This is a genomic window from Campylobacter sp. CFSAN093241 (genome assembly GCF_012889595.1).
GTDB lineage: Bacteria > Campylobacterota > Campylobacteria > Campylobacterales > Campylobacteraceae > Campylobacter_D > Campylobacter_D jejuni.
This window is the reverse complement of record NZ_CP040612.1, coordinates 583,490-605,496: the sequence shown is the minus strand read 5'-3', so window position 1 is coordinate 605,496 and position 22,007 is coordinate 583,490. Positions and strand designations below refer to the sequence as shown.

Below are 22,007 nucleotides of genomic sequence, written 5' to 3'. Positions count from 1 at the left end.
GTATTATTATAGCAATTAAAGTATAAATTTCATATTTTTTTTATAAACTTTATGTAAGAATTTTACAAAAAATCATAAAGTATTAAAAGTGAAAGAATTTTTAAACAGTCTTAGTTATGGCATTAGCTCTCACGAAGTAAGCAATGAATTTAAACAAATTTTAAGAGAGCTTTTAGCCAATCATATCATTAAAGAACACAAAAACAAATACTATCTTAACAATGGTTTTGCCTTTGGGGTGCTTGATATTTCGAGCAAAGGTACAGGTTTTTTACAATGCTTTGATGAAAGTTTTAAAAAAGATCTTTTGATAGAAAACAAAAACCTAAAAGGTGCAAACTATAAAGATATAGTTGCAGTAAAACTTCTACCTTTAAAGAAAAAACGCCCCAGTGCAAAGGTGATTTTGGTTCTAAAAAGAGCCAATGAAACCTCTTTAGTGATCACCAAAAGGTATGGCGAAGCCGTACTTGGAATGAATATCAAAACAGGATTAAGCACCGCCTTAAAAGCTTCTCAAAAATCCTTAAAAGCACTACCTTTAGGAACAGTTTTAAAAATAGAAAATGAAAATAACAATATCATAGAAGTTTTAGGGCATATTGATGATGAAAGTATAGATGAAAAAATCTCTTTAGCCCTTTTCAATAAAAACAACGAATTTAGCGACGCTTGTATCAAAGAAGCCCTAGCAAACGGCGATAGTGTTGATGCGAGTATGTATGAAAATCGCATGGATTTAAGAGCCTTGCCTTTTTGCACTATAGATCCTATACATGCAAAAGATTTTGATGATGCGATTTATTTTGACACTCAAAAACGAGAAATTTATGTAGCTATTGCTGATGTTAGCGAATATGTTTATGCTTATAGTGCTATAGATAAAGAAGCAAGAAATCGTGGATTTTCTATTTATTTTCCGCACATTGCTATACCTATGTTACCGCATCCTTTAAGTGAAAATATCTGTTCTTTAAAACCTCATTTAGATCGCTTAGCGTATTGTTTTAAAATCACACTCGATCATGAAAATAAAGTCATCAAAGAAGAACTTTTTGAAGGTATTATCAACTCAAAACGCCGTTTTAATTACGATGAAGTTGATGAAATTTTGGTACAAAAACCTGATTTAAAAGAACTTTCATGGCTTTATGAGCTTTTTGAAATCACAAAAAATTTACGCAAAATGCGTCTTAAAAATGCCTTTGAATTTCGCACCGAAGAATTAAGAATGAATTTAGATGAAAATTTAAGTCTAAAAAGCACAGTTTTTGAAAAAGACACGCCTTCGCATAATTTGATCGAAGATTGTATGCTTTTAGCCAATAAAGCCGCAGCAAAACTCATAGATATAGGCGTTTTTAGAAATCACTTAAGTGCTGATACAAGAAAAATCGATAAGCTTTTAAATGAATTACGCGAACTCGGAATCGATGTAAATTTTAAACCCAATCTTCCTGAGCTCATACGCGACATACAAGCTTTAGCTGATGAATTAAATTTAAGAGCAGAAGTAGATAAACTCATCATCAAAGCACAAAAAAAAGCGGAATATTCTAGCGTAAATGCGGGGCATTTTGGCTTAGGTTTTGATAAATACTCACATTTTACAAGCCCTATAAGAAGGTATTCTGATCTTATTTTACACAGACTTTTAAAAGCCAAACAAAAAAACGATGAAAAACTTTTTAATTACCTACTTTTAAATATACAAAGCACTTGCGAAAACCTTAGCGTGCTTGAAAGAGAGGCTGATAAAGTCGCTTATGATTTTATGGATAGAAAATTTGCGAGATGGGCAGCTAAAAATATAGGCAAAAAATTTAAAGCTTTAGTTGTGCAAAATGACGGAGTTTGCATAGCTAAACTAGATGATGAAATCAAAGGAGCGGATATAATCCTTTATGATACGCATGCGAATTTACTAGAAAATGTTGAAGTGCAAATCATGGAAGCGGATATAGTTATGGCAAAAATTTATGCTAAAATCACCCAAAGACTTATAAAGGAAGAAAATGTATAGAAAAGAGCTCCAAACCCTGCTTTCTAAAGATTCAATACCTAATTTTTTCTTTCTTTATGGAGCAGATAATTTTCAAAGCGAACTTTATGCTGAATTTATAAAAGAAAAATATAAGCCCGATGAAACTTTAAAACTTTTTTTTGAAGAATACAACTTCACTCATGCAAGTGATTTTTTAAGCACAGGATCGCTTTTTAGCGAAAAAAAATTACTCGAAATTAAAACTTCTAAAAAAATTCCAATAAAAGATCTTAAAATTTTAGTCGAACTTTGTAAAAACAATGCGGACAATTTCTTTCTTTTAGAGCTTTATGATGAAAGTTCTAAACAAAGCGACATAGAAAAAATTTTCTCTCCTCATTTTGTAAGATTTTTTAAAGCTAACGGAGCTAAAGAAGGCGTGGAGCTTTTAAGCATAAAAGCAAAACAACTAAGGGTTGAAATCACTCAAAATGCTTTATTTACTCTTTTTACAAGTTTTGATGAAAACTTGTATCTTGCTGCGAGTGAGCTTAATAAATTTAGTGGTTTAAGAGTAGATGAAAAAACCATAGAACAATACTGCTATAGTTTAAATACAGGAAGTTTTGAAAGCTTTTTTGATAAAATTTTAAAAAAACAAGACTTTAAAAGCGAACTTGAAAAAATTTTAGATAATTTTAATGAAATTGCTTTAATCAACTCTTTATATAACTCTTTTTATCGTTTATTTAAAATTGCACTTTATGCTAAAATCAATGGTAAAATTGATTTTAAAGAGCTTTTAGGCTACACTCCACCCCCTCAAGTGGGACAAAATTTAAGCTCTCAAGCCTTTAGTTTAAAAATCGAACAATATAAAGAAATTTTCACTCTTTTGCTTAAAAGCGAATACGAACTTAAAACCAATCCTAAACTCGTAAAAAAAGAATTTTTGATTTCAAATTTACTTAAACTTGCAAGGATTTTAAAAAATTAATTTTTACTCTTCAATCCTCTTCACTTCTTTTTAATCGTATTAAAATAATTTAAAATGATTGTATTATTATAATCTTTGTTGAGTTTTTAAAATACTTTAAAAGAATGATTGCAATCTAAAAAGAGTTTAATAACCTTAAAAACATCCATCCTAATAATTTTAAAATTATCAGGATGAAATTTTTAACAAGTAGGAGAGTAAACTAATTAAACTAAGTATTATCTTTTATAAGATTACCAAAAATAATTAAACTGAGCAAATCCTGTATGGGTATTGCCATCTTTATCAAACATTCCATTATAGCTTAAACTAAAATAGAAAGCTTCATTAACAGGAACGATAAAAGAAGTGCTTACAAATTTTTGTACTCTTGGTAAATCAAACTCATCACTTACTTTTATATTACCAAATCTAGCCTCAGCTTCTACTTTAGGATTGATATTAAACTTAGCTCCAAGTTCTACTGAAGTTTTTAAATTAGGCAACCAATCTCTAAACCAAGTAAGACTTGTTTTAGTAGAGAAAAGATTTAAATAGTTTGCATAGGTTCTTTCTCCACCTTTAACTGTTGCTTGTCCTATGGTGTCTTTCATAGAAAAAGCTTCAGTATAACCTCCTTCATAAGCAAGACCTATTTCAGGAGAGAATATATCTTTATTAGAAATAAAATTCATACCTAAGGCTGTATTGACTCCATAAGCATAAGAATTAGGTTCAGCTTTAGCTTCATTATTTCCTATTTTTTCAGTTAAATCATTTTTAATCAAAGCAGCTTTACCTTGAGCTTTGATATAAACTTCTTGACCTTTTTCTGTAGTAAATAAGGTATTAAAGTATTTTAAACCTGCATAATAGGTTCTATTATTAATATCAAAATAAGTTGAACCCATTTTTGTATCTTCATAACCTGCATACACACCATATATTCCACTGTCTTTTAAAGTAGAATAACCTATAATGGTTCCTTTAGTGTGTCCTTTACTTTCTTCATTTAAAGAAAGTTCAACATTCTGTGAAGAAGTATAAGGAAGGATGAATAAAGAATGTTCTTTATTAGAACCATAGCTTCCATTATTTAAATCACTCTTTATATAATCACTTGCATCTGCATATAAATTACCCTTTTCAGACATAGCGATGCTTTGAGATTTACTTGAAGAAGCTAAAGCAAAGCTTTGCATAGAATTACCCATAACATTATCTATAAAGGTTGATCTTCTTGAAGTAGTAGAGATTAAAGATCTAAAGGTTGCACCTGATATGGAAGCATTAAGATTAAAATCTGTAGTAAGCTTTCCTGTTATTGGATCATAGCTTAAAGATATTTCTCCACTTCCATTGGTTCCTATATTGCCAATATTGTTTTGATTAACACCTGAGATGATGTTGTTTATATCGTTTAGCTCTTCAAGATCAACATTGCTTTGATCTACGGTGATGTTTTCTACTTTTACATTAAAAGCTCTACTTCCACCTATAACCACAGTGTTTAATTTACCTGTGTTTTTATCTGTAGAAACAAGCCAATCTTTGATTCCAACACTACCACTACCATTGTTAGTTACTGTATTACCATTTTCATCTTTACCTACTGAGCCTTGATTGGAGATTTCAACTTGTGCTGATCCTAAAACAGTGATGCCGTTATTTATGGTTGAGCCTTGTGAATTGGAAATACTAGTGCTTCCACTTCCTGAAGAACTAATACCGCCACTAATAGTTCCACCATTACTATTGCTAATCACCATATCAGCACTACCTGTACTTTCAATCTTACCACCGATATTACCTGAATTAGAAATTTCAAGTTTATTATCACTATTGTTAGTAATAGAACCACTTATACCTGTAGATGATGTAGAAGTGTTAGTGATAGAATCAAGTTTACTATCTTTATCTACAGTAATTGAACCAGAAATAGCTCCATTACCCTCATTGGTGATGGAATCAATACTACCACCACCACTTACTTGAACACTTCCTGAGATACTTCCATTACCTTGATTAACAAGACCACCTTCTACCTTAGCTCCACCTTCTATCTTGATATCACTACCTATAGAAGCATTACCTGTATTGATTATATTTCCTTGAAGTTTAGTGTTTTTCCCACTAACAGTAATACCACCTGTTATACTTCCTGAGCGATAGTTAGCTATGGCGTGATTCGAAGTAGCCGTAACAGTTGCTCCATCTTTTATGGTTATAGAGCCTTCTATTTTTCCACTTCGATTCAATATACCAGCACCACTTCCACCTTCTACCCTAGAACCTTCGCCAGATAAAATCATTTCTCCACTTAAAGAGGCACCATTATCCAATCTTATACCATGGATCTTACCTTTTATAATGCCACCATTTTTAAGTTCTATTTTTTGAGTTCGTGAGTTAGCATCTAATGCAATTCCATTTTCTTCTCCATAAATTTTACTTGAACTTCCATCTATGTATAAATCTCCTAGAGTTTGCGATTGACCCACTCCTATTGCCGAGTATTTTCCATAAACCATACCTCCATCTTTTATGGTAAGTGTTCCAAATTTACCACCAGTTACAGATATTCCAAAAGCATTAGAACGGATAGATCCTGTGTTGATGATATTTTCTATGGTACTGTTATTTTGGAGTTTTATACCAGCAGCCCAAGTTGCCGAATTGTTTTGATTAATGGTACCGCTATTTATAAGAGTTTTAACAAGACCTCCGCTCATGTAAATACCAATACTTTCACCCTTCATAGTGCCTTCATTGATCAATGTTTCTATAGTTCCACCTGATGATTTTATAGGTGCACTAAATCCTTGTATGGTTCCCGTATTTTTTAATGTTTTTACATTAGCATTTATCCCTATTCCATCGCTCCAATGCACGCCCTTTACAGTTGTAGTAATTAAACCGCTATTGACGAAGGTATTTATTGTTGAATTAACTCGTACACCCACCTTCTTGCCTTCAATAGTTCCGCTATTGTTAAAATTCCCTATACTTGTTCCTTGAGATATATTTACTCCTGCGCCTTGTTTACTCTTAATAGTCCCACTATTAACAAAACTTGATATATTGGCGTTACCAAAATAAATACTTTCACCAGCATTAGAGTGAATAGTTCCACTATTACTAAAATTATTGATTATAGATTTAGAGTTATCTTTACCCCCCCCCCCCAAAAAAACTGTTACTCCAAATTTAGAAGAACCATTGCCTATGATACCTTGATTATCAAAGGTTTCTATGTTAACACCGTTATTTCCATTTGCTCCTAGTTGAACACTAGCAGTATTATTTCCACCTATAAGAGTTCCTTTATTTAAAAAGGTAGAAGTTGAAGAATTTGGTTGAAAGTTTACTGCTTGTTGCCCACCATTAGAAATAGTAATAGTTCCACTACTTTCTATAACTAGAGTATTGCCGGTGCCACTTATAGTTTTAGTTGAAGTTTGTAAATTATTTATAGTCTCATTATTCGAATTTCTAGATTGAAGACCTGACCTAGCTTTAGCATGTCTATTTGTCTCTTCGTAAGTTTTTATTTCAGGAGTAAGTGTAGCATGAGTACAACTTGCCAAAAAAGAAATAGTAGCTAAAGATAAAACTATCTTTTTAGAATTTAAACAGGAATTTTGTATATCTTTTGTGTATGTTTTAGTTAATGCAGTTTTATTCATAAATATTCCCTTTCCTTTTATATTTATATTTTCTTGTTTATATTTAAAAATAATATAAAACTATAATAAGAAAATAGTAAAGACTATATAATAATTATACTTAAATTATTATTAAAATTTTGGTTTAAATTTTTAGTTTAAATTAAAATATCTTAATAAGAATAAATTTGTATGAAATATTATCAATATTTTTATAATATTTTTAAATTTTATTTAAAATAAATTTAAAAATATATTTTTTTAGTTTTTGCATTTTTAGATAAAATTTCAAAATTTATGATTTTTTAGCTTGGTTGTTAAATATTAAAATAATAATATCGATAAAATATTTACTATTGTAACAAAAACGCCAAATATATTATTTCATCACAAGTCGCATAAGATGTAAGTCCTCACCTTGTATGATTTTATATTCTATACTTTGACATTTAGGACACTTAAAAACATTTTCTTCTAAAATACTTGTTTGATCACATTTTAAGCATAAAATTTCAAGCGGAGCAAGCTCTATAAAAAGTTTAGCATTTTTGCAAATATTTGAGTTTTCTTTAAAAGTTTCAAAACAACGCTTAAAAAGATCCACTTCTATACCGCTTAAACGCCCGATTTTTACATAAATTTCTTGCACATTACAAGCCTTATTGTTTAAGGCATTTTCTTCGCAAAGTTCGATTAAAGATTCTACTATACTTAATTCGTGCATTAGCAAATTCTTGGTAAAAGTTCGCCTTTAGGACTTTCTAAAAAGCGTTTTGCTCCATAAGCGTTTTGTAAGATCACGCGTGCTTTTTTCTCTTCTAAAACTTCTCCTATAATACTCGCATTTACATTGTATTTTTTTAGAATTTCCAAGGCTTTTAACTCATCTTCTTTTTCCACACAAAGTATAAAAGTGCCTTCATTTGCAAGCTCATACGCTTCGTAACCAAAAAGCTCGCAAAGTCCTAAAACCTCATCTTGAACGATGATTTTTTCTTCAAAGATCAAAAGATCATTTCCACTTTGCTTTGCCCACTCATTTAAAACCGCACTAAGCCCCCCGCGAGTAGCATCTCTCATGGCCACAACCTTTATATCTTTTTCTAAAAGCTCTAAAACCTCTTTATTCAAAGCCTTGCAATCACTTTTAATATCAGCTTCTAGCTCATTTCTTTTGATTAAAACACTAGCTCCATGCCTTCCTATATCGCCTGAAAGAAGTATGCTAAGCCCTGCTTTGATATTTTTACTTTCTTTTTTAGAAATAATTTCACCTAAGGCTGTAGTGTTGATATAAATTTCATCTGCTTTACCCTTAGGAACAACTTTAGTATCGCCACAAACTAACATAACTCCACATTTTTCACATTCTTCTTTAATGCTTTTTAAAATACGTTCTAATTTTTCTAGCTCAAAACCTTCTTCTAAGATAAGCCCTAAACTTAGATATTTTGGCTTAGCACCTACCATCAAAACATCATTAATAGAACCACAAACACAAAGTTTACCTATATTAACCTCTTCATCTAAAAAAATCGGACTTAAAACAAAAGAATCCGTGCTTAAAGCCAAATTTCCCAAAATCGCTGCATCATTATTTGCGTTTAAAATTTCATTATCAAAGATCTTAAAAAGCTTAGTTAAAAGCTCATTCATCTCTTCTCCACCGCCTCCGTGGGCTAAGGAAATATTTTTCATGCATTCACCTTTGAGTATTTATAATACGCCGCACAAGCACCCTCGCCAGAAACCATACAACTTCCTATAGGACTTCTTGGCGTACAAGCCTTGCCAAAAACTTTACAATCATAAGGCTTGGCCAAACCTCTTAAAATTTGCCCACAAATACAGGCTTTGCTTTCATTTTTACTTTGAACCGTACAATCAAATTTTTTACTCGCATCGTAAGCGCTAAATTCTTCTTTTAACTCCAAGCCTCCATCTTTAATAAGTCCTAAGCCACGGAATTCAAAATCACACACCCTAAAGTATTTTTTTACTAAATTTTGTGCTTTAACATTGCCTTCTTTGCTTACGGCTCTTTTGTATTGATTATACACTTTAAAAGTGCCTTCATTGCTTTGTTTTATGATATTTAACACACTTTCTAAAATATCAACTGGCTCAAAACCACTCACCGCTATAGGGGTTTTAAATTTTGCTGCTAAAGGCTCATAAATACCATAACCTGTTATCACACTCACATGAGAAGGACCTAAAAAAGCATTGATTTTTACATTTTCATCATTCATGATCGCTTCTACAGGTGCTGGAACTGTGATATGATTGATATGAAAAAAGACATTATTTATTTTTTCTTCTATAACCTTTTGAAGAAGTAAAGCACTCATAGGCGTAGTAGTTTCAAAACCTATAGCAAAAAAGATGATATTTTTGTTTAAATTTTGCTTAGCAATTTCCAAAACCTCAAGCGGAGAATAAAGCGCTCTAACATCAGCCCCTTTAGCTCTTAAATCCAGTAAAGAAATTTCACTTCCAGGCACCCTTAAAAGATCCCCTAAAGTACAAAAAATCGTATCTTTCATGGAGGCTAACTTGATAGCTGTATCAATGCGAACTCTTGGCATAACACAAACAGGACATCCTGGCCCATGGATAAAGTTAATTTCCTTTGGCAAAATAGAAGGCAAAGCATATTTCATGATACTATGCGTATGCCCACCGCAAATTTCCATGATATTAATAGGATTTTTAAGTTCTTGTTCTATGAGTTTTTTTAAAGCTAAAATGCTTTCTTTATCTCTAAATTCATCGATGAAATTCATTTAAACCCAAATCTCCTTCATCACTTTTTATCTCTCCACTATTCATTTTTTCTACTATTTCTTGATAGGTTTTAATGCTTTCTAGTGCAGCTTCTTTGTCGATTTTTTCCATAGCAACGCCTACATGGATTAATACATAATCGCCTTGTTTTAAAGGTTCATCAATCAAATCCAAATTAACTTTTCTTTTCACGCCTAAAGTTTGTACTAAAGCATTGTTTAACTCATCGATTTCTAAAATTTCAGAAGGTATAGACAAACACATTAAAAAAGCTCCTTTTTAAGTTTAAGCACCTTATACCAAAGCTCCATATTGGTGCCATTTTTTGCATCAAGGGTGATAATATCTGCTCTAGGATTTAATTCTTTAATCAACCTAGTCGCCTCTTTAATATCGAAATCAAAATGATGAGCTAAATCTGCCTTTGTGATTAAAACTATATCAGCCTTTTTAAACATCACAGGATATTTTTGCGGTTTATCACTTCCTTCAGTTATCGAAAGCAAAACCACATTTAAATGCTCTCCTAAATCATAACTTGCAGGACAAACCAAATTTCCAACATTTTCTATAAAAAGCAAATCCACATCATCAATGGCTAAATGATGCAAAGCCTCATGCACCATAAAAGCGTCCAAATGACAGCTTTGTCCTGTAGTGATTTGATACGCCAAAGCTCCGGCATTTTTTACCCTTAGAGCATCATTATTGGTTTCTAAATCCCCTTCAATCACAGCAATTTTAAGTTCATTTTTCAAAGCCTTAATCGTGCTTTCTAAAAGCGTGGTTTTTCCACTACCTGGAGAACTCATTAAATTGATACAAAGCGTGTTAGCTTCATTAAAATGCGCTCTATTGTGCTTAGCTTCTTCATCATTTTTGCTTAAAATTTTAGAAATCACTTCTATGGTTTTACCCTCTTTTAAGCTTGGATTTTCATGATGGTGGTCGTGATGATGACCATGCGTATGGCTTGAATTTATAGAGCAGCCGCAATCTTTACACATTTTCTTTCCTTATATATTTTTTGTTTCATTTTAACCTTAAAAGCATTAAAAAATTATGAGTTTTTAGAATATTTGCTTTATTTTTCTAAATTTAAAAAATGCACCATTTGTCCTAAGGCTATGGAGCTATCATTACAAGGGTACTTTAAAGGTATAAAAAAATCAAAATTTTTAGCTTTTAAAATTTCAAGCAAGGTTTTGTTTTGAAAAACCCCTCCGCTTAAAAGCACTTTTAAATCATAATCTTTGCTAAAATCTATGATAAAATTTGCCAAGGCATTAAACATACCTGTAATCGCCTTAGTTTTTTCATCTTGCAAAGCCCCTAGGATTAAATTTTTAAAATTAACCTGCCCTTTTTCTACAAAAAGCTTATAAGAAAAATCAAGATTTTTATCATAAAAAGCTTCACACATTAAGCCAACTTGAGCTTCATAAGAACTTTTTTCTAAGTTAAAAACAATACTTCCAAAAGCATCGATAATGCGTCCTAAAGAACTTGTTTGTAAGTTAGAATGAGAATAAATTTTTTTAAGATTTTTAAGTTTAATTTTTGGAATTTTTGCTAAAAAATCCTTAGCCTTATCTTCTAAATCATAATGAAAAATAAGACTTAAGGCTAAATTTTGTATATTTTTAATATCACTATTTATAAGAGTGAAATTTTCAAAATGTGCAATTCTTTCATATTCTTTTAAATTTCCTACAAAAACTTCTCCACCCCAAATTTTACCATCTTCGCCATAACCTGTTCCATCACAAATAAAAGCTAAAGCCTTTTCATCTTTTGCAAAATTTTCTTCGTATTCAAAATAAGCCGCACAAAAATGCGCATAATGATGAGAAATTTTAATCCTTTCTTCAAATTCTTTTGCATAGCTAAAATGCGGGTGTTTATCGCACAAAATCGCATCAAATTTCAAATCATAATTTTGTTTAAAAAATTCTAAAAGTTTAAAAAATCTCTCATGCACATCAAGACTTTTCAAATCCCCTATATAAGGAGAAATTAAAAGTTTATTTTCATAAAAAATCACAAATTCATTTTTAAGTTCCGCACCCAAAGCTAAAAAAGTGCCTTTTTTATTAAAATTTCTTTCCAAATAAAAAGGATTTAAACCCCTTGAAGTACGCAAAAACATAGTTTCACCATTTACCACTTGAGCTATGCTGTCATCACTTGCATTGATAATTTCCCTATCATAATCCAAATAAAAATCAAAAACTTTATCAAGTTTTTTACACAAATTAAACTCATCTTTAATAATACTTTCTCCGCTTAAATTTGCACTCGTTGCTACAAGGCTTCCTTTAAAATACTCAAAAAGCAAAAGATGTAAAGGTGTATAAGCTAACATAATACCGATTTTATCAACATCAGGAGCGATTAAAGAAAAGGCTTTTTTTGCCTTTAAAATCACAATAGGAGCTAAAACCCCACCAAGCAAAGCTTCTTCTTTTTCATCTATAAAGGCAAGTTCTTTAGCACTTTGTAAATCTTTACACATCAAAGCAAAAGGTTTTTTAGGGCGATTTTTTCTAAGTCTTAGAGTTTTTAAAGCTTCTTCATTAAAAGCATCGCACATGAGATGAAAACCACCTATGCCTTTTATGGCTAAAATTTTACCTTCCTTTAAAAACTTCGCACTTTGCATAAAAGCTTCTTGATCTTTAGCTAAAATTTCACCCTTTGGATTTTTAAGAAAAACATTGATTTTACACTTAGGACAACTGATGGGCTGGGCATGAAAACGCCTATTTTTAGGATCTTCGTATTCGCTTTTACAAAACTCACACATCAGTAATTCTTGCATGGAAGTATGGGCTCTATCATAAGGAAGACTTTTTATAATACTAAAGCGTGGCCCACAATGTGTGCAAGTGATAAAGGGATACAAAAAGCGTGGATTTTTTTCATCAAAAAATTCTTTTTTACACTCCTTACAAAACGCAAAATCGCTTAACATAGGCGTGCTTTTTGTATTTTCTAAAGAAGGAGTAATGCTAAAATTCTCATAGTTTGAAATAGAAATTTGCGTGATTATAAGCTGATCTATTCTTGCTAAAGATGGAAGATGATTTTTTAAATTTTCTATGAAATTTTCACATTCTTTTTGAGTGCAAGCAAGAATAATTTCTACCCCAAAACCATCATTTCTTACTTCTCCAAAAAGCTTTGATTTCAAAGCTAGTTCATAAACTAAGGGGCGAAAACCCACCCCTTGAACTAGACCTGAAATTTTGATCTTATATCCTAAGTGGCACATCGCTTAACTGACAATTTTTAAGATGTTTTAAAGTATTTTTAAGTAAAGATTTATGTTCAAACAAAGAGCCACTTATAAGCGCTAAGTCACTTTGCTTTTTCTCTCTTAATTCATCATAAGTATCACGCAAGAAATAAGCCAAACTCTCAACCGCTCCATAAGCGATATTAGCACTATCTACACCTGCTAACATAAAACTCATAGCAGATCTTAAAGTTCTTGTATAATCAAAACTTTTATCTTCTTTCAAACGATAATCAATCTTTACTCCACGAGGCATTTTTGACTCATCAGCGATTTTTAAAAGCTCACTAGCACTCTCTTGTAAATTTCTACCCAAATTTAGCACTCTACCCAGCAAGCCAAGCAAGGAATAAAAATTGTTTTGAAGCTCAAAATTTTCATCTAAAAGAGGAAATTCCTTGTTAAAATTTTCTAAAAGCCTTGCACCAATTTCATCTTTTTTAATCTCTTCATAAAGTTCTTTGCTGTGTTTTGGTAAGCAAAGTTTAAGTAAATTAAGCTCTTTATTGATAAGCAAAATATCTTCATAATCCTTACTTAGCTCTAAAATAAAAGCTTTTTCTTTATAACGGCTTACAAGATAAGAAATTCTTGCCATATTTTTATCTTCTTTAGAAAAAATAAGCTCTCTTGCCTTAGCATTGATAAATTCAAAACCCTCTAAAACCACCACTTGCTCATCTAAAGCACTGATATAAAAATCTTTTTGATACTCTTCTATCTTTTTTACGCTTAAAAATTTATACTCATTTTCAAAAAGTTTCAAACCTAAAGCAAAACAAAACAAATCTCTAGCAAGTCTGATTTTAAAATCACTAAAATCAAGATTGTGATTTTTTCTAAACATAGCATTAAGCCTTAGCTTCATCAAAGGTTTTTCTAAACTTGCAAGAAGTTTTAAATTTTCATTTGAACAAACAAAAACTGAATTTATAGCCTTAATATCACAAGGAAGTAAAAAATCTCCTATAAATTCGTTCTTAAACAAAGAAAATTCATAAATGCCATTTTTATCTTTTAAATAAATCTTTTTTTCTTGACTTAACAAATCAAAGGCAAGATTTAAAAAAGTATTGAAATTTTCTTCATTGATTTTTTCAAATTCTGATAAATTGCTTGAAAATTCACACTCACAAAACACGCCCCATTCGTTTTTGTTTAAAAGTTTTTTTTCTTGATAAGCATTAGAATTTAAATGAGTAATATAAGAAAATCTTGAAAATTCTTTATCTTCTGGTATACAAGGGTTAAAACCCTGCCCCGCTTTTACATCAAATTTTTTCAAAAAAACGCTATGACTCATGAAATTCAAAGAATCACAAAAAGTCTTTAAATTTTCTTCATCTGCATCGATAGAAAAATGATAAGTATTTTCTTCTTTACTAAGGATATAATTGTAATTTTTCGCATAAAAACGCAATAAATATTCAAAAATATCATTATCTGCATTATAAATAAAATCAAAATCCAAAGTCATATTATGCCTTTTTTGAAAAATAAACTATAAATATAACATTTTTAACTTAAAAATTCTTTCTCTCTTTGCCTAAAATCACTCATAAAATGCTCTATAAAAGTATAAAATTCTTTGCTATGATTGGGAAATTTTAAATGGCTGATTTCATGCAAAATCACATATTCAATAGCTCTTAAACTCTTTTGAATGAGTTTTAAATTTAAATTAACATAAGCTTTATTGTGATTACATGAACCCCAACGCGTTTTCATATTTTTAATGCTTAAATGCGTGTAAAATAAACCTGTTTTTTGACTCCATTTTTTAAGATAAAAAGTAAAAATCTTTTTAGCATTTTGTCTTAAAAATAAATCTAATTTTGCTTTATTTTGACAAATTATTTTATCTTTATCAAAATAAGTTTTTTTGGTATTTTCATCAAAAATAATTTTATATTTTTTAGCTAAAAAGATTAACTCATCATCTTTTAAGGCTTTTTTTTCAAATCTTTTTTTTGCCTCATTCATCCAAGAACTTGATTTATCTAAAAACTCATAAACGCTTTTAAAGGTGCAAAAATAAGGAATACTAAGAACAAATTCACCCTTTTCATTGAGCCTTAATCTTAAAGTTTTTATGCATTTTTTAGAATAAAAATAGCACTCATCTTTATAAATAAATGATTTTAAACTAGAGCTTTGCCTTGCCATTTTTTACTTTTCCATCTGTATGAATTTACCATTCCACGCAAAAACTCATCTGCACAAAATCCTATCCAAACCCCTAAAATTCCAAGATTAAAATGAAAACAAAGCACATAACCCACAGGCAAAGATACCCCCATCATAAAAACAAGTCCGCTAAAAAATGGAAACTTAGCATCGCCACTTGCGCGCAAGGAATTAACCATAACTATATTAAAAGTGCGTGAAATTTCAAGAAAGATTGAAAGGGCAAATAAAGGTATCATTAAATTTTTTAGCTCTTCTTTAAGCCCTAAAATTTGCATAGTAAAATCTTGACAAAGATAGTTTAAAAACGCCACTAAAGCACTCGCTATTACACTAAAATATAAAGCACGCCAAGCATGTTTGTAAGCGATATTTTCATATCTAGCACCGATTAATTTACCTACTATGATTTCATTAGCTATGCTTATAGCTTGTCCTATAAGCATGATAAGCATTGAAATTTGAAAATAAATCGTTTGCACACTCAAACTCGCCTCGCCTAAACTTGCTACAAAAGCAAAAGCTATAGTGTATTGGACTATCCACAAAAGATTTTCCCCTGCTGAAAATCCACCTATATTTAAAACCTTTTTTAAAACTTCTTTTTCAAGTTTTATCATTTCTTTGATTTTAAGATGAATTTTAAGTTTATAAAAAAGTATCGCAAACAAAGCAACTATAGCAACAATGCGAGCAAAAATATTGCTAAGCCCTACTCCAAAAAGTTCTGACTTTGTATAATGCAAAACATAATAATTTCCACAAATCACCACTATATCCATCAAAAAACCTATAAACATGACCCAATAAGCCATATTATAAACCCTTACAATAGCAGCTAAAACAATACCTATGGCATCAAAAAACAAACAAATTGCAAGCATATGTAAGTAAATTTCGCTATCTTTGAGCAATTCTTGTGGAATTTTTAAAAGATAAAGCAAATACTCCCCATGCCATAAAATAAGCACACCGCATACAAAGCCTAAAAGTGCATTTAAGAACAAACTTTGATGAATCACTTTTCTTGCTAAAACATGATCTTTTGCACCAATTGCTTGTGCGATCAGCACACTACAACCCACACTTAAAAATGAAAAAATAGTGATAAAAAGATCTAAAATTTGATTTCCAGCGCCCATAGCACCGACAAGAAAATTAGAATAATGCGACACCATAGCGGTATTGATAATCACAGTTAAATACTTAGAAAGCAAATCCCAAAATATAGGAAAACTAAGTCTTGTTAAGGAGAGTTGTTTTTTTGCCATGATATTATCTTATCTCTTTTTTTAAATATTTCTTTTAAAAAACAATTCTACTTAAAAATTACTTTTTTAAATATAAATATTTAATATACTCAATTTGTTATATTTAAAATAATTTGATGATTTTCTTCTTTGAAAGTATACACTAGCTCATCACATTTATATGAGACTTCCTTCTTGCAAATTTTATCTTGCAAAGGTTCTTTTAATATTTGCAATAAATGTTTTTTAAAAAATAATTTTGTGCTCAATCCCATTCCATGATTTAAATTTTTAATAAACTTATTATCAACTTGTGAAATAGCAAAAAATTCTACTTTAAAATTTAATTCTTTTAAAATATGTACAAAATTTTCCTTATTTTTAAAAGGAGATCTTTCATCAAAAATACTATGATATAAAATATATTTTGGATTTGGGTATAAGCTTTGTATTATTAGATGTTCTTTGTTTAATGGTTCTCTTATGATTTTTCTAGCATTTGAAAAATAATTTTTTGAAAATTTATTATTATTCCAATAAGTTTTATCACTTAAATATAAAAATATATTTTTAAATAAAGTATCATCATATGTTCCATGATATCTAGTAAAATCGATTTCTTTTCCAAAACCTATAAGTCTAAAAATATTTCCAAACAAATTAACAAAAGAAGAATTATCTAATATAAAATCAATACTCCAAGGAGCTATTTTTGCACATAAATTTGCTAAATATCCGCCATATGAATTTCCAAACAAAATCGTTCTAATACCCCCCCCCTCATTAGTTTAAATGGAGAATTTTCTTTTATATAAAAAATAGCATTTAAAATATCCATAGCTTGCATTATACCAAAATTTTGATATTCATTTTTAAATGGTAAAAAACTTACATGTGTTTTTAACTTATAGTTTTGATGTAATTGTTGATTTAATTTTAATTTTTGAATTTCTTGATCTATTCTTATAAAAGCATTATTTAGATTTTCATAAGAATTTATACCATAAACATTTATACATTTTAAATTTATAGCCTTTAAACTAGTATCTAAAATGAATTTATCTATATCATCCAAATAAAAACTAGAACCCAAATGAGGTCTATTTCCTATACAATGATAGTTAATATTAATAACAGCAACTTTATAATTTCTAGTCAAATAATCATCAATATAAATATAACTATTCATATCTTCAGCACCACCTGGAATAATACAAACAATAGCTTCTATTTCTTTATTATCATCATAAGTCAATCTAAATTCTAATTTACTTCCCCTTTTGATATTTAATTCTACATCATCACAAGAATCTATAGAATAAATTTGGTTTATAATCATATTAAACCTTTTTTTGGAAATTTTTAATTAATTATATCATCAAATTTCCAAAAAATAAATCTCACCCAAAAGCACCGCTTAAGTAAGCCTTGGTTTTTTCTTGTTTTGGATTTTCAAAAAATTCCTTGCTTTCTCCAAATTCTATAAGCTCACCTAGGTGAAAAAATGCTGTATAATCAGCTACGCGTTTGCCTTGTTGCATATTATGCGTAACCATGATCATAGAAAGATTATGGCTTAATTCTTTCAAAAGCTCTTCAATCACGCCTGAACTTATAGGATCAAGTGCAGAAGTTGGCTCATCTAAAAGCAAAAGTTTAGGTTTGATCGCTAAAGCTCTTGCGATACAAAGACGTTGTTGTTGTCCGCCTGAAAGAGCTAGGGCATTTTGCTTTAATTTATCTTTAACCTCTTCAAAAAGCCCCACTTTTTGCAAGCAATCCACCACCAAAGCTTCTTCTTCATCTTTGTTTTTAATCATACCATGAAGTTTTGGTGCATAAGAGATGTTTTCATAAATGCTTTTTACAAAAACATTAGGTTGTTGAAAAACCATGCCTACATTTTTACGCAAGGCTACTACATCTTGATTTTTAACATCTTTTCCTTCAATTTCCACTAAACCATCGATTTTTGCAATTTTATCATTCATTCTATTAAAACAGCGCAAAAAAGTGGATTTACCACATCCTGAAGCACCGATGAGTGCAGTAATTTTGTTTTGTTCTATTTGCATATTGATATCAAATAAAGCTTGTTTTTTTCCATAAAATAAATTTAAATTTGTTGTTTTTGCTATCACTTTAATTTTCCTTGAAAATATTTTCTTAATAATATTGCACTAAGATTTAATAAGACTAAAAGTCCTAAAAGCACAATAATACCCGCTGCGGTTCTTTCTAAAAATGCACGCTCTGGCATAGCCGACCATGAGTAAATTTGAGCAGGCAAAACGCTAGTTGAATCAAAAATCGAACTAGCTACATCAGGGATAAAGGCTATCATACCGATAATCATCAAAGGTGCAGTCTCGCCTATAGCCCCTGCTAAAGTCAAAATAGAACCTGTTAAAATCATAGGCATAGCTAAAGGTAGCATAATGCCTTTTACCATTTGAACCTTAGTCATACCTAAGGCATAAGCGGCATTTTTCATGTTAATGTCCACACTTTTTAAAGCTGCCTTAGTTGAAACAATGATAATAGGTAAACTCATGATCGCCAAAGTAAGCCCACCCACTAAAGCACTTGAGCGAGGCATTCCAAAAAGATTGATAAACACTCCAAGTCCTAAAAGTCCAAACAAGATACTTGGAATACTTGCAAGGTTGTTAATACACACTTCTATAAAATGTGTAAGGATATTTTGTGGCGCAAATTCTTCTAAGTAAATTGCCGCTGCAACGCCTATAGGAACACTCACAACCATACAAACAAGCATAACAAGCAAAGTCCCTACAACTGAAGATAAAATTCCTGAATTTTCAGGAGATTTTGAGTCCCCATTTAAAAAGAAATTGCTATTAAATTTAAGCTCTATCTCGCCTTTTTGCATAAGATCATCGACTAAAGTTCTTTGTTTTTCACTAAGGCGATTATATTTTTGCTTCATATATTGATCTACTTCTGAATTTGCCAAAAGCCAAGATTTTTCAGCGATTTGTCCTGTTCTTATTTTTCTTTGTTCTGCGCGAGATAAAAGATCATAAGAAGGAGAATTTCTATTAGCCTCTACAAAAATATAGGTTTGCTTAAAAGCAGGAAATCCAAGATAAGCCACACTTCCTAAAAAGATACAAAGAAAAATTAAATTAATATAAAGCCCCATTTTACAAAGTCTTTTAAAAGACTTTGAAGCTTTTTGTCTTTTTTTAAAAAGTTTTTTCATAAATTTTTCCTTTTGTGAAAGCGATTGATAAGATAAACGCTAAACATATTGATGATTAAAGTGATGACAAAAAGCACCAAACCTAAAGAAAAAGCACTTAAAGCCAAAGAACTATCAAAAGCTTGATCTCCACTTAAAGCTTCTACGATTTTTACCGTTACCGTTGTCATATCTTCTAAAAAATTTAAAGTTAAATTTGGACGCAAAGAAGCTGCCATCACCACTATCATAGTTTCGCCTAAGGCTCTTGAAAGTCCTAAAAGACAAGCTGCAACTATACCAGGAATAGCCTCAGGTAAAATCACGGCAAAAACCACTTCTTTTTTTGTCATACCTAAAGCATAAGCGCCATTAATCCTTTTCTCGCTTACTGCTTCAATGCAATCTTGAGATAAAGAAGCCACTATAGGTACTATCATGATCCCCATAATAAAACCTGCGCCTAAAGCACTTTGAAAGCTTGCTTGTATGCCAAATAAAGAAAAAAACCACACTATAAAAGGCGCTACAACTATAGCCGCAAAAAATCCAAAAACAACAGTAGGAATCCCTGCAATGATTTCTAAAATAGGTTTTAAGTAATTTTTAGATTTTTTGCCAGCAAAAACACCTAAATATATAGCACACATAACCCCTAAAGGTAAAGCCGTTAGCATAGCAATCAATGAAATATAAAAAGTTCCCCAAAAAAGCGATAGCGCCCCAAAAACACCTTGTTTACTCGTGCCATCTGCATTCATAAAAGCTGCATCAGCTGCCCACTGACTTGAGAATAAAAAGGTAACAACGCTTTCTTTTTGAAAGAATTTTAAAGCTTCAATTAAAATTGTAAGCATGATAGCAAAACTTACTATCACGCTTACAAAAGCACATAAAAAAAGTGCAAATTTGATTATTTTTTCTTTTAACAAAGTTTTTCCTTAAAAAACTTTTCCAGCTTTTACAAGCTCATCATTTAAAATTTTTCTATCTTCTACGTGTTTTTGAGAAGCTTTTAATTTATCATCACTTAAAGGAACAAGTCCTATTTTTTCAAGCTCTCCACCACTTTTTGCCAAATCATCACTCATATAAATTTTTGCAAATTCAAAGGCTTCTTTTGGATTTTTCTTAGCATTGATATAAATAAACAAACTTCTTGCAAGTTCGTATTTTTCATCTGCGATGCTTTCTTCGCTTGGCGTAACACCATCGATATTAGCAGCATTGATTTTGTCTGAATTGCTCACTAAAAAGCTATAACCAAAAATTCCAAAAGCATCTTTATCAATAGTAAGTTTGGAAACGATTAGATTATCATTTTCACCACTTGGGATATAAGCACCATCTTGGCGTATGGTTTTATACTCGCCTTTATACTCAGGAATTTTTTTAGACACATCACTCATTACAAGCTCTTCTATAGTATCTCTTGTTCCTGAACTTGATGGTGGACCATAAACACTAATTTTACGATTTGGTAAATTTTTATTGATTTGATTCCAGTTTGTATAAGGATTTGGTATAAGTTTTCCATTTTGTGGAATTTCTTTTGCCAATGCTAAGAAAAGTTCTTTTTTTGTGATATTTAATGGAGCATTGGTTTTATTTTGAGCTAAAACTATACCATCATAACCTATCATCATCCCTACTATATCAGTTACCCCTGCTTTTTTGCAAGTTTCAAATTCGCTTAATTTCATAGGTCTTGAAGCATTAGAAATATCAGTAGTTCCTTCACAAAATACCTTAAATCCACCCCCTGTTCCCAAGCTCTCTACTATAGGAGTTTTTGTATTTTTGATCGAAGCATATTCTTCAGCTACAAAAGAAGTAAAAGGATACACAGTCGATGAACCTGCGATTTTTAAATCTACTGCATTTAAAGCACCACAAAGTGCAAGACTTGCCACACTTAAAGATAGAATTTTTTTCATTTTTTCTCCTTAACTTTAAAAAAGTAATGGAAGTTTAAAAAAACTTGGAAACATTTTGGAAACATTTTTTATTTTGTATTTTTCTTAAATATAATTTTTAACTATCAAAAAATTTAGCTTGTTTTTAAAAAAATAATATATCATTATAAAACATTTTAAATTTTAATAAGGAGATAAGAATGCTTTCTAAAGAAGTTGTAAAATTACTCAATGAACAAATAAACAAAGAAATGTATGCAGCAAACTTATATCTTAGTATGAGTTCTTGGTGCTATGAAAACAGTCTTGATGGAGCTGGAGCCTTCTTGTTTGCACATGCAAGCGAAGAAAGCGATCATGCTAAAAAGCTTATCACTTATCTTAATGAAACAGATTCTCATGTAGAGCTTCAAGAAGTAAAACAGCCTGAACAAAATTTCAAATCTTTACTTGATGTTTTTGAAAAAACCTATGAACATGAGCAATTTATCACAAAATCAATCAATACTTTAGTTGAACACATGCTAACACATAAAGACTATTCTACTTTTAATTTCTTACAATGGTATGTAAGCGAACAACACGAAGAAGAAGCACTTTTCCGCGGTATAGTTGACAAGATTAAGTTAATCGGAGAACACGGAAATGGACTTTATTTAGCTGATCAATACATCAAAAATATTGCATTAAGTAGAAAAAAATAATCTTTGCCCTATTATGGGCAAATCTCGCTTTGGAT

At 30.5% G+C, this 22,007-nt stretch carries 19 protein-coding genes; 3 read left to right on the top strand and 16 right to left on the bottom strand.

Annotated features, from left to right (window positions below):
- The first annotated feature begins 88 nt into the window (after positions 1–88).
- Entirely contained in the window at positions 89–2,023 is a 1,935-nt protein-coding gene (locus tag FBE96_RS03145) for a ribonuclease R family protein (RefSeq protein WP_165433336.1), read from the top strand.
- Positions 2,016–2,981: a DNA polymerase III subunit delta gene (gene holA, locus FBE96_RS03140; RefSeq protein WP_002852363.1), complete on the top strand. Its 966-nt coding sequence runs from the start codon at positions 2,016–2,018 to the stop codon at positions 2,979–2,981. Before FBE96_RS03145 ends, holA begins: the two co-directional genes overlap by 8 nt.
- Before the next feature lie 233 nt (positions 2,982–3,214).
- On the opposite strand, the gene FBE96_RS03135 is transcribed toward holA, so the two are convergent.
- The 16 genes from FBE96_RS03135 to FBE96_RS03060 form a co-directional block, all read right to left on the bottom strand.
- Positions 3,215–6,646 carry an autotransporter outer membrane beta-barrel domain-containing protein gene (locus FBE96_RS03135; protein WP_168952584.1) on the bottom strand — a complete coding sequence of 1,144 codons (3,432 nt, stop codon included), beginning with the start codon at positions 6,644–6,646 and terminating at the stop codon, positions 3,215–3,217.
- A 358-nt stretch (positions 6,647–7,004) separates the two neighbouring features.
- Positions 7,005–7,349 carry a hydrogenase maturation nickel metallochaperone HypA gene (gene hypA, locus FBE96_RS03130; RefSeq protein WP_002826529.1) on the bottom strand — a complete coding sequence of 115 codons (345 nt, stop codon included), beginning with the start codon at positions 7,347–7,349 and terminating at the stop codon, positions 7,005–7,007.
- Positions 7,349–8,323, bottom strand: a complete 975-nt coding sequence (gene hypE / locus FBE96_RS03125; protein ID WP_002776344.1) for a hydrogenase expression/formation protein HypE — start codon at positions 8,321–8,323, stop codon at positions 7,349–7,351. Before hypE ends, hypA begins: the two co-directional genes overlap by 1 nt.
- Positions 8,320–9,411 carry a hydrogenase formation protein HypD gene (gene hypD, locus FBE96_RS03120; protein WP_002776343.1) on the bottom strand — a complete coding sequence of 364 codons (1,092 nt, stop codon included), beginning with the start codon at positions 9,409–9,411 and terminating at the stop codon, positions 8,320–8,322. The genes hypE and hypD overlap by 4 nt, the downstream gene beginning before the upstream one ends.
- A complete protein-coding gene (locus tag FBE96_RS03115; RefSeq protein WP_002776342.1) occupies positions 9,395–9,676 on the bottom strand; it encodes a HypC/HybG/HupF family hydrogenase formation chaperone in 282 nt (93 codons plus the stop codon). Before FBE96_RS03115 ends, hypD begins: the two co-directional genes overlap by 17 nt.
- The gene (hypB, locus tag FBE96_RS03110; protein ID WP_002776330.1) at positions 9,676–10,419 is read right to left on the bottom strand and encodes a hydrogenase nickel incorporation protein HypB; all 744 of its coding nucleotides are present in this window, start codon (positions 10,417–10,419) and stop codon (positions 9,676–9,678) included. The genes FBE96_RS03115 and hypB overlap by 1 nt, the downstream gene beginning before the upstream one ends.
- A 77-nt stretch (positions 10,420–10,496) precedes the next feature.
- Positions 10,497–12,686, bottom strand: a complete 2,190-nt coding sequence (gene hypF / locus FBE96_RS03105) for a carbamoyltransferase HypF (protein WP_002906852.1) — start codon at positions 12,684–12,686, stop codon at positions 10,497–10,499.
- The gene (locus tag FBE96_RS03100; protein ID WP_002826526.1) at positions 12,667–14,187 is read right to left on the bottom strand and encodes a hypothetical protein; all 1,521 of its coding nucleotides are present in this window, start codon (positions 14,185–14,187) and stop codon (positions 12,667–12,669) included. The genes hypF and FBE96_RS03100 overlap by 20 nt, the downstream gene beginning before the upstream one ends.
- A gap of 41 nt (positions 14,188–14,228) precedes the next feature.
- Positions 14,229–14,876, bottom strand: coding sequence for a M48 family metallopeptidase (locus FBE96_RS03095; protein WP_002906850.1), 648 nt, complete (start codon positions 14,874–14,876; stop codon positions 14,229–14,231).
- Positions 14,852–16,168: an MATE family efflux transporter gene (locus tag FBE96_RS03090; RefSeq protein ID WP_002906848.1), complete on the bottom strand. Its 1,317-nt coding sequence runs from the start codon at positions 16,166–16,168 to the stop codon at positions 14,852–14,854. The genes FBE96_RS03095 and FBE96_RS03090 overlap by 25 nt, the downstream gene beginning before the upstream one ends.
- 89 nt (positions 16,169–16,257) lie before the next feature.
- The gene (locus tag FBE96_RS08695; protein WP_002858554.1) at positions 16,258–16,905 is read right to left on the bottom strand and encodes a DUF2920 family protein; all 648 of its coding nucleotides are present in this window, start codon (positions 16,903–16,905) and stop codon (positions 16,258–16,260) included.
- Complete coding sequence (locus tag FBE96_RS08690; RefSeq protein WP_002858638.1) at positions 16,875–17,486, bottom strand: DUF2920 family protein; 612 nt, start codon at positions 17,484–17,486, stop codon at positions 16,875–16,877. Before FBE96_RS08690 ends, FBE96_RS08695 begins: the two co-directional genes overlap by 31 nt.
- 61 nt (positions 17,487–17,547) lie before the next feature.
- The gene (gene pstB / locus FBE96_RS03075) at positions 17,548–18,288 is read right to left on the bottom strand and encodes a phosphate ABC transporter ATP-binding protein PstB (RefSeq protein ID WP_002776307.1); all 741 of its coding nucleotides are present in this window, start codon (positions 18,286–18,288) and stop codon (positions 17,548–17,550) included.
- Positions 18,285–19,373, bottom strand: a complete 1,089-nt coding sequence (gene pstA, locus FBE96_RS03070; RefSeq protein ID WP_145599585.1) for a phosphate ABC transporter permease PstA — start codon at positions 19,371–19,373, stop codon at positions 18,285–18,287. Before pstA ends, pstB begins: the two co-directional genes overlap by 4 nt.
- Complete coding sequence (gene pstC, locus FBE96_RS03065; RefSeq protein WP_002776292.1) at positions 19,370–20,284, bottom strand: phosphate ABC transporter permease subunit PstC; 915 nt, start codon at positions 20,282–20,284, stop codon at positions 19,370–19,372. Before pstC ends, pstA begins: the two co-directional genes overlap by 4 nt.
- A gap of 9 nt (positions 20,285–20,293) precedes the next feature.
- Positions 20,294–21,289: a substrate-binding domain-containing protein gene (locus tag FBE96_RS03060; RefSeq protein WP_145599584.1), complete on the bottom strand. Its 996-nt coding sequence runs from the start codon at positions 21,287–21,289 to the stop codon at positions 20,294–20,296.
- Between the two features lie 179 nt (positions 21,290–21,468).
- Here FBE96_RS03060 and ctf point away from each other — a divergent pair, with 179 nt between their 5' ends.
- Positions 21,469–21,972 carry a non-heme ferritin gene (ctf, locus tag FBE96_RS03055; protein ID WP_002852256.1) on the top strand — a complete coding sequence of 168 codons (504 nt, stop codon included), beginning with the start codon at positions 21,469–21,471 and terminating at the stop codon, positions 21,970–21,972.
- Positions 21,973–22,007: the final 35 nt, after the last annotated feature.

Coding starts and splice junctions, on each gene's coding strand:
- holA (WP_002852363.1), top strand. CDS start 2,016: ATGTATAGAAAAGAGCTCCAAACCCTGCTTTCTAAAGATTCAATACCT.
- FBE96_RS03135 (WP_168952584.1), bottom strand. CDS start 6,646: ATGAATAAAACTGCATTAACTAAAACATACACAAAAGATATACAAAAT.
- hypA (WP_002826529.1), bottom strand. CDS start 7,349: ATGCACGAATTAAGTATAGTAGAATCTTTAATCGAACTTTGCGAAGAA.
- hypE (WP_002776344.1), bottom strand. CDS start 8,323: ATGAAAAATATTTCCTTAGCCCACGGAGGCGGTGGAGAAGAGATGAAT.
- hypD (WP_002776343.1), bottom strand. CDS start 9,411: ATGAATTTCATCGATGAATTTAGAGATAAAGAAAGCATTTTAGCTTTA.
- FBE96_RS03115 (WP_002776342.1), bottom strand. CDS start 9,676: ATGTGTTTGTCTATACCTTCTGAAATTTTAGAAATCGATGAGTTAAAC.
- hypB (WP_002776330.1), bottom strand. CDS start 10,419: ATGTGTAAAGATTGCGGCTGCTCTATAAATTCAAGCCATACGCATGGT.
- hypF (WP_002906852.1), bottom strand. CDS start 12,686: ATGTGCCACTTAGGATATAAGATCAAAATTTCAGGTCTAGTTCAAGGG.
- FBE96_RS03100 (WP_002826526.1), bottom strand. CDS start 14,187: ATGACTTTGGATTTTGATTTTATTTATAATGCAGATAATGATATTTTT.
- FBE96_RS03095 (WP_002906850.1), bottom strand. CDS start 14,876: ATGGCAAGGCAAAGCTCTAGTTTAAAATCATTTATTTATAAAGATGAG.
- FBE96_RS03090 (WP_002906848.1), bottom strand. CDS start 16,168: ATGGCAAAAAAACAACTCTCCTTAACAAGACTTAGTTTTCCTATATTT.
- FBE96_RS08690 (WP_002858638.1), bottom strand. CDS start 17,486: ATGATTATAAACCAAATTTATTCTATAGATTCTTGTGATGATGTAGAA.
- pstA (WP_145599585.1), bottom strand. CDS start 19,373: ATGAAAAAACTTTTTAAAAAAAGACAAAAAGCTTCAAAGTCTTTTAAA.
- FBE96_RS03060 (WP_145599584.1), bottom strand. CDS start 21,289: ATGAAAAAAATTCTATCTTTAAGTGTGGCAAGTCTTGCACTTTGTGGT.
- ctf (WP_002852256.1), top strand. CDS start 21,469: ATGCTTTCTAAAGAAGTTGTAAAATTACTCAATGAACAAATAAACAAA.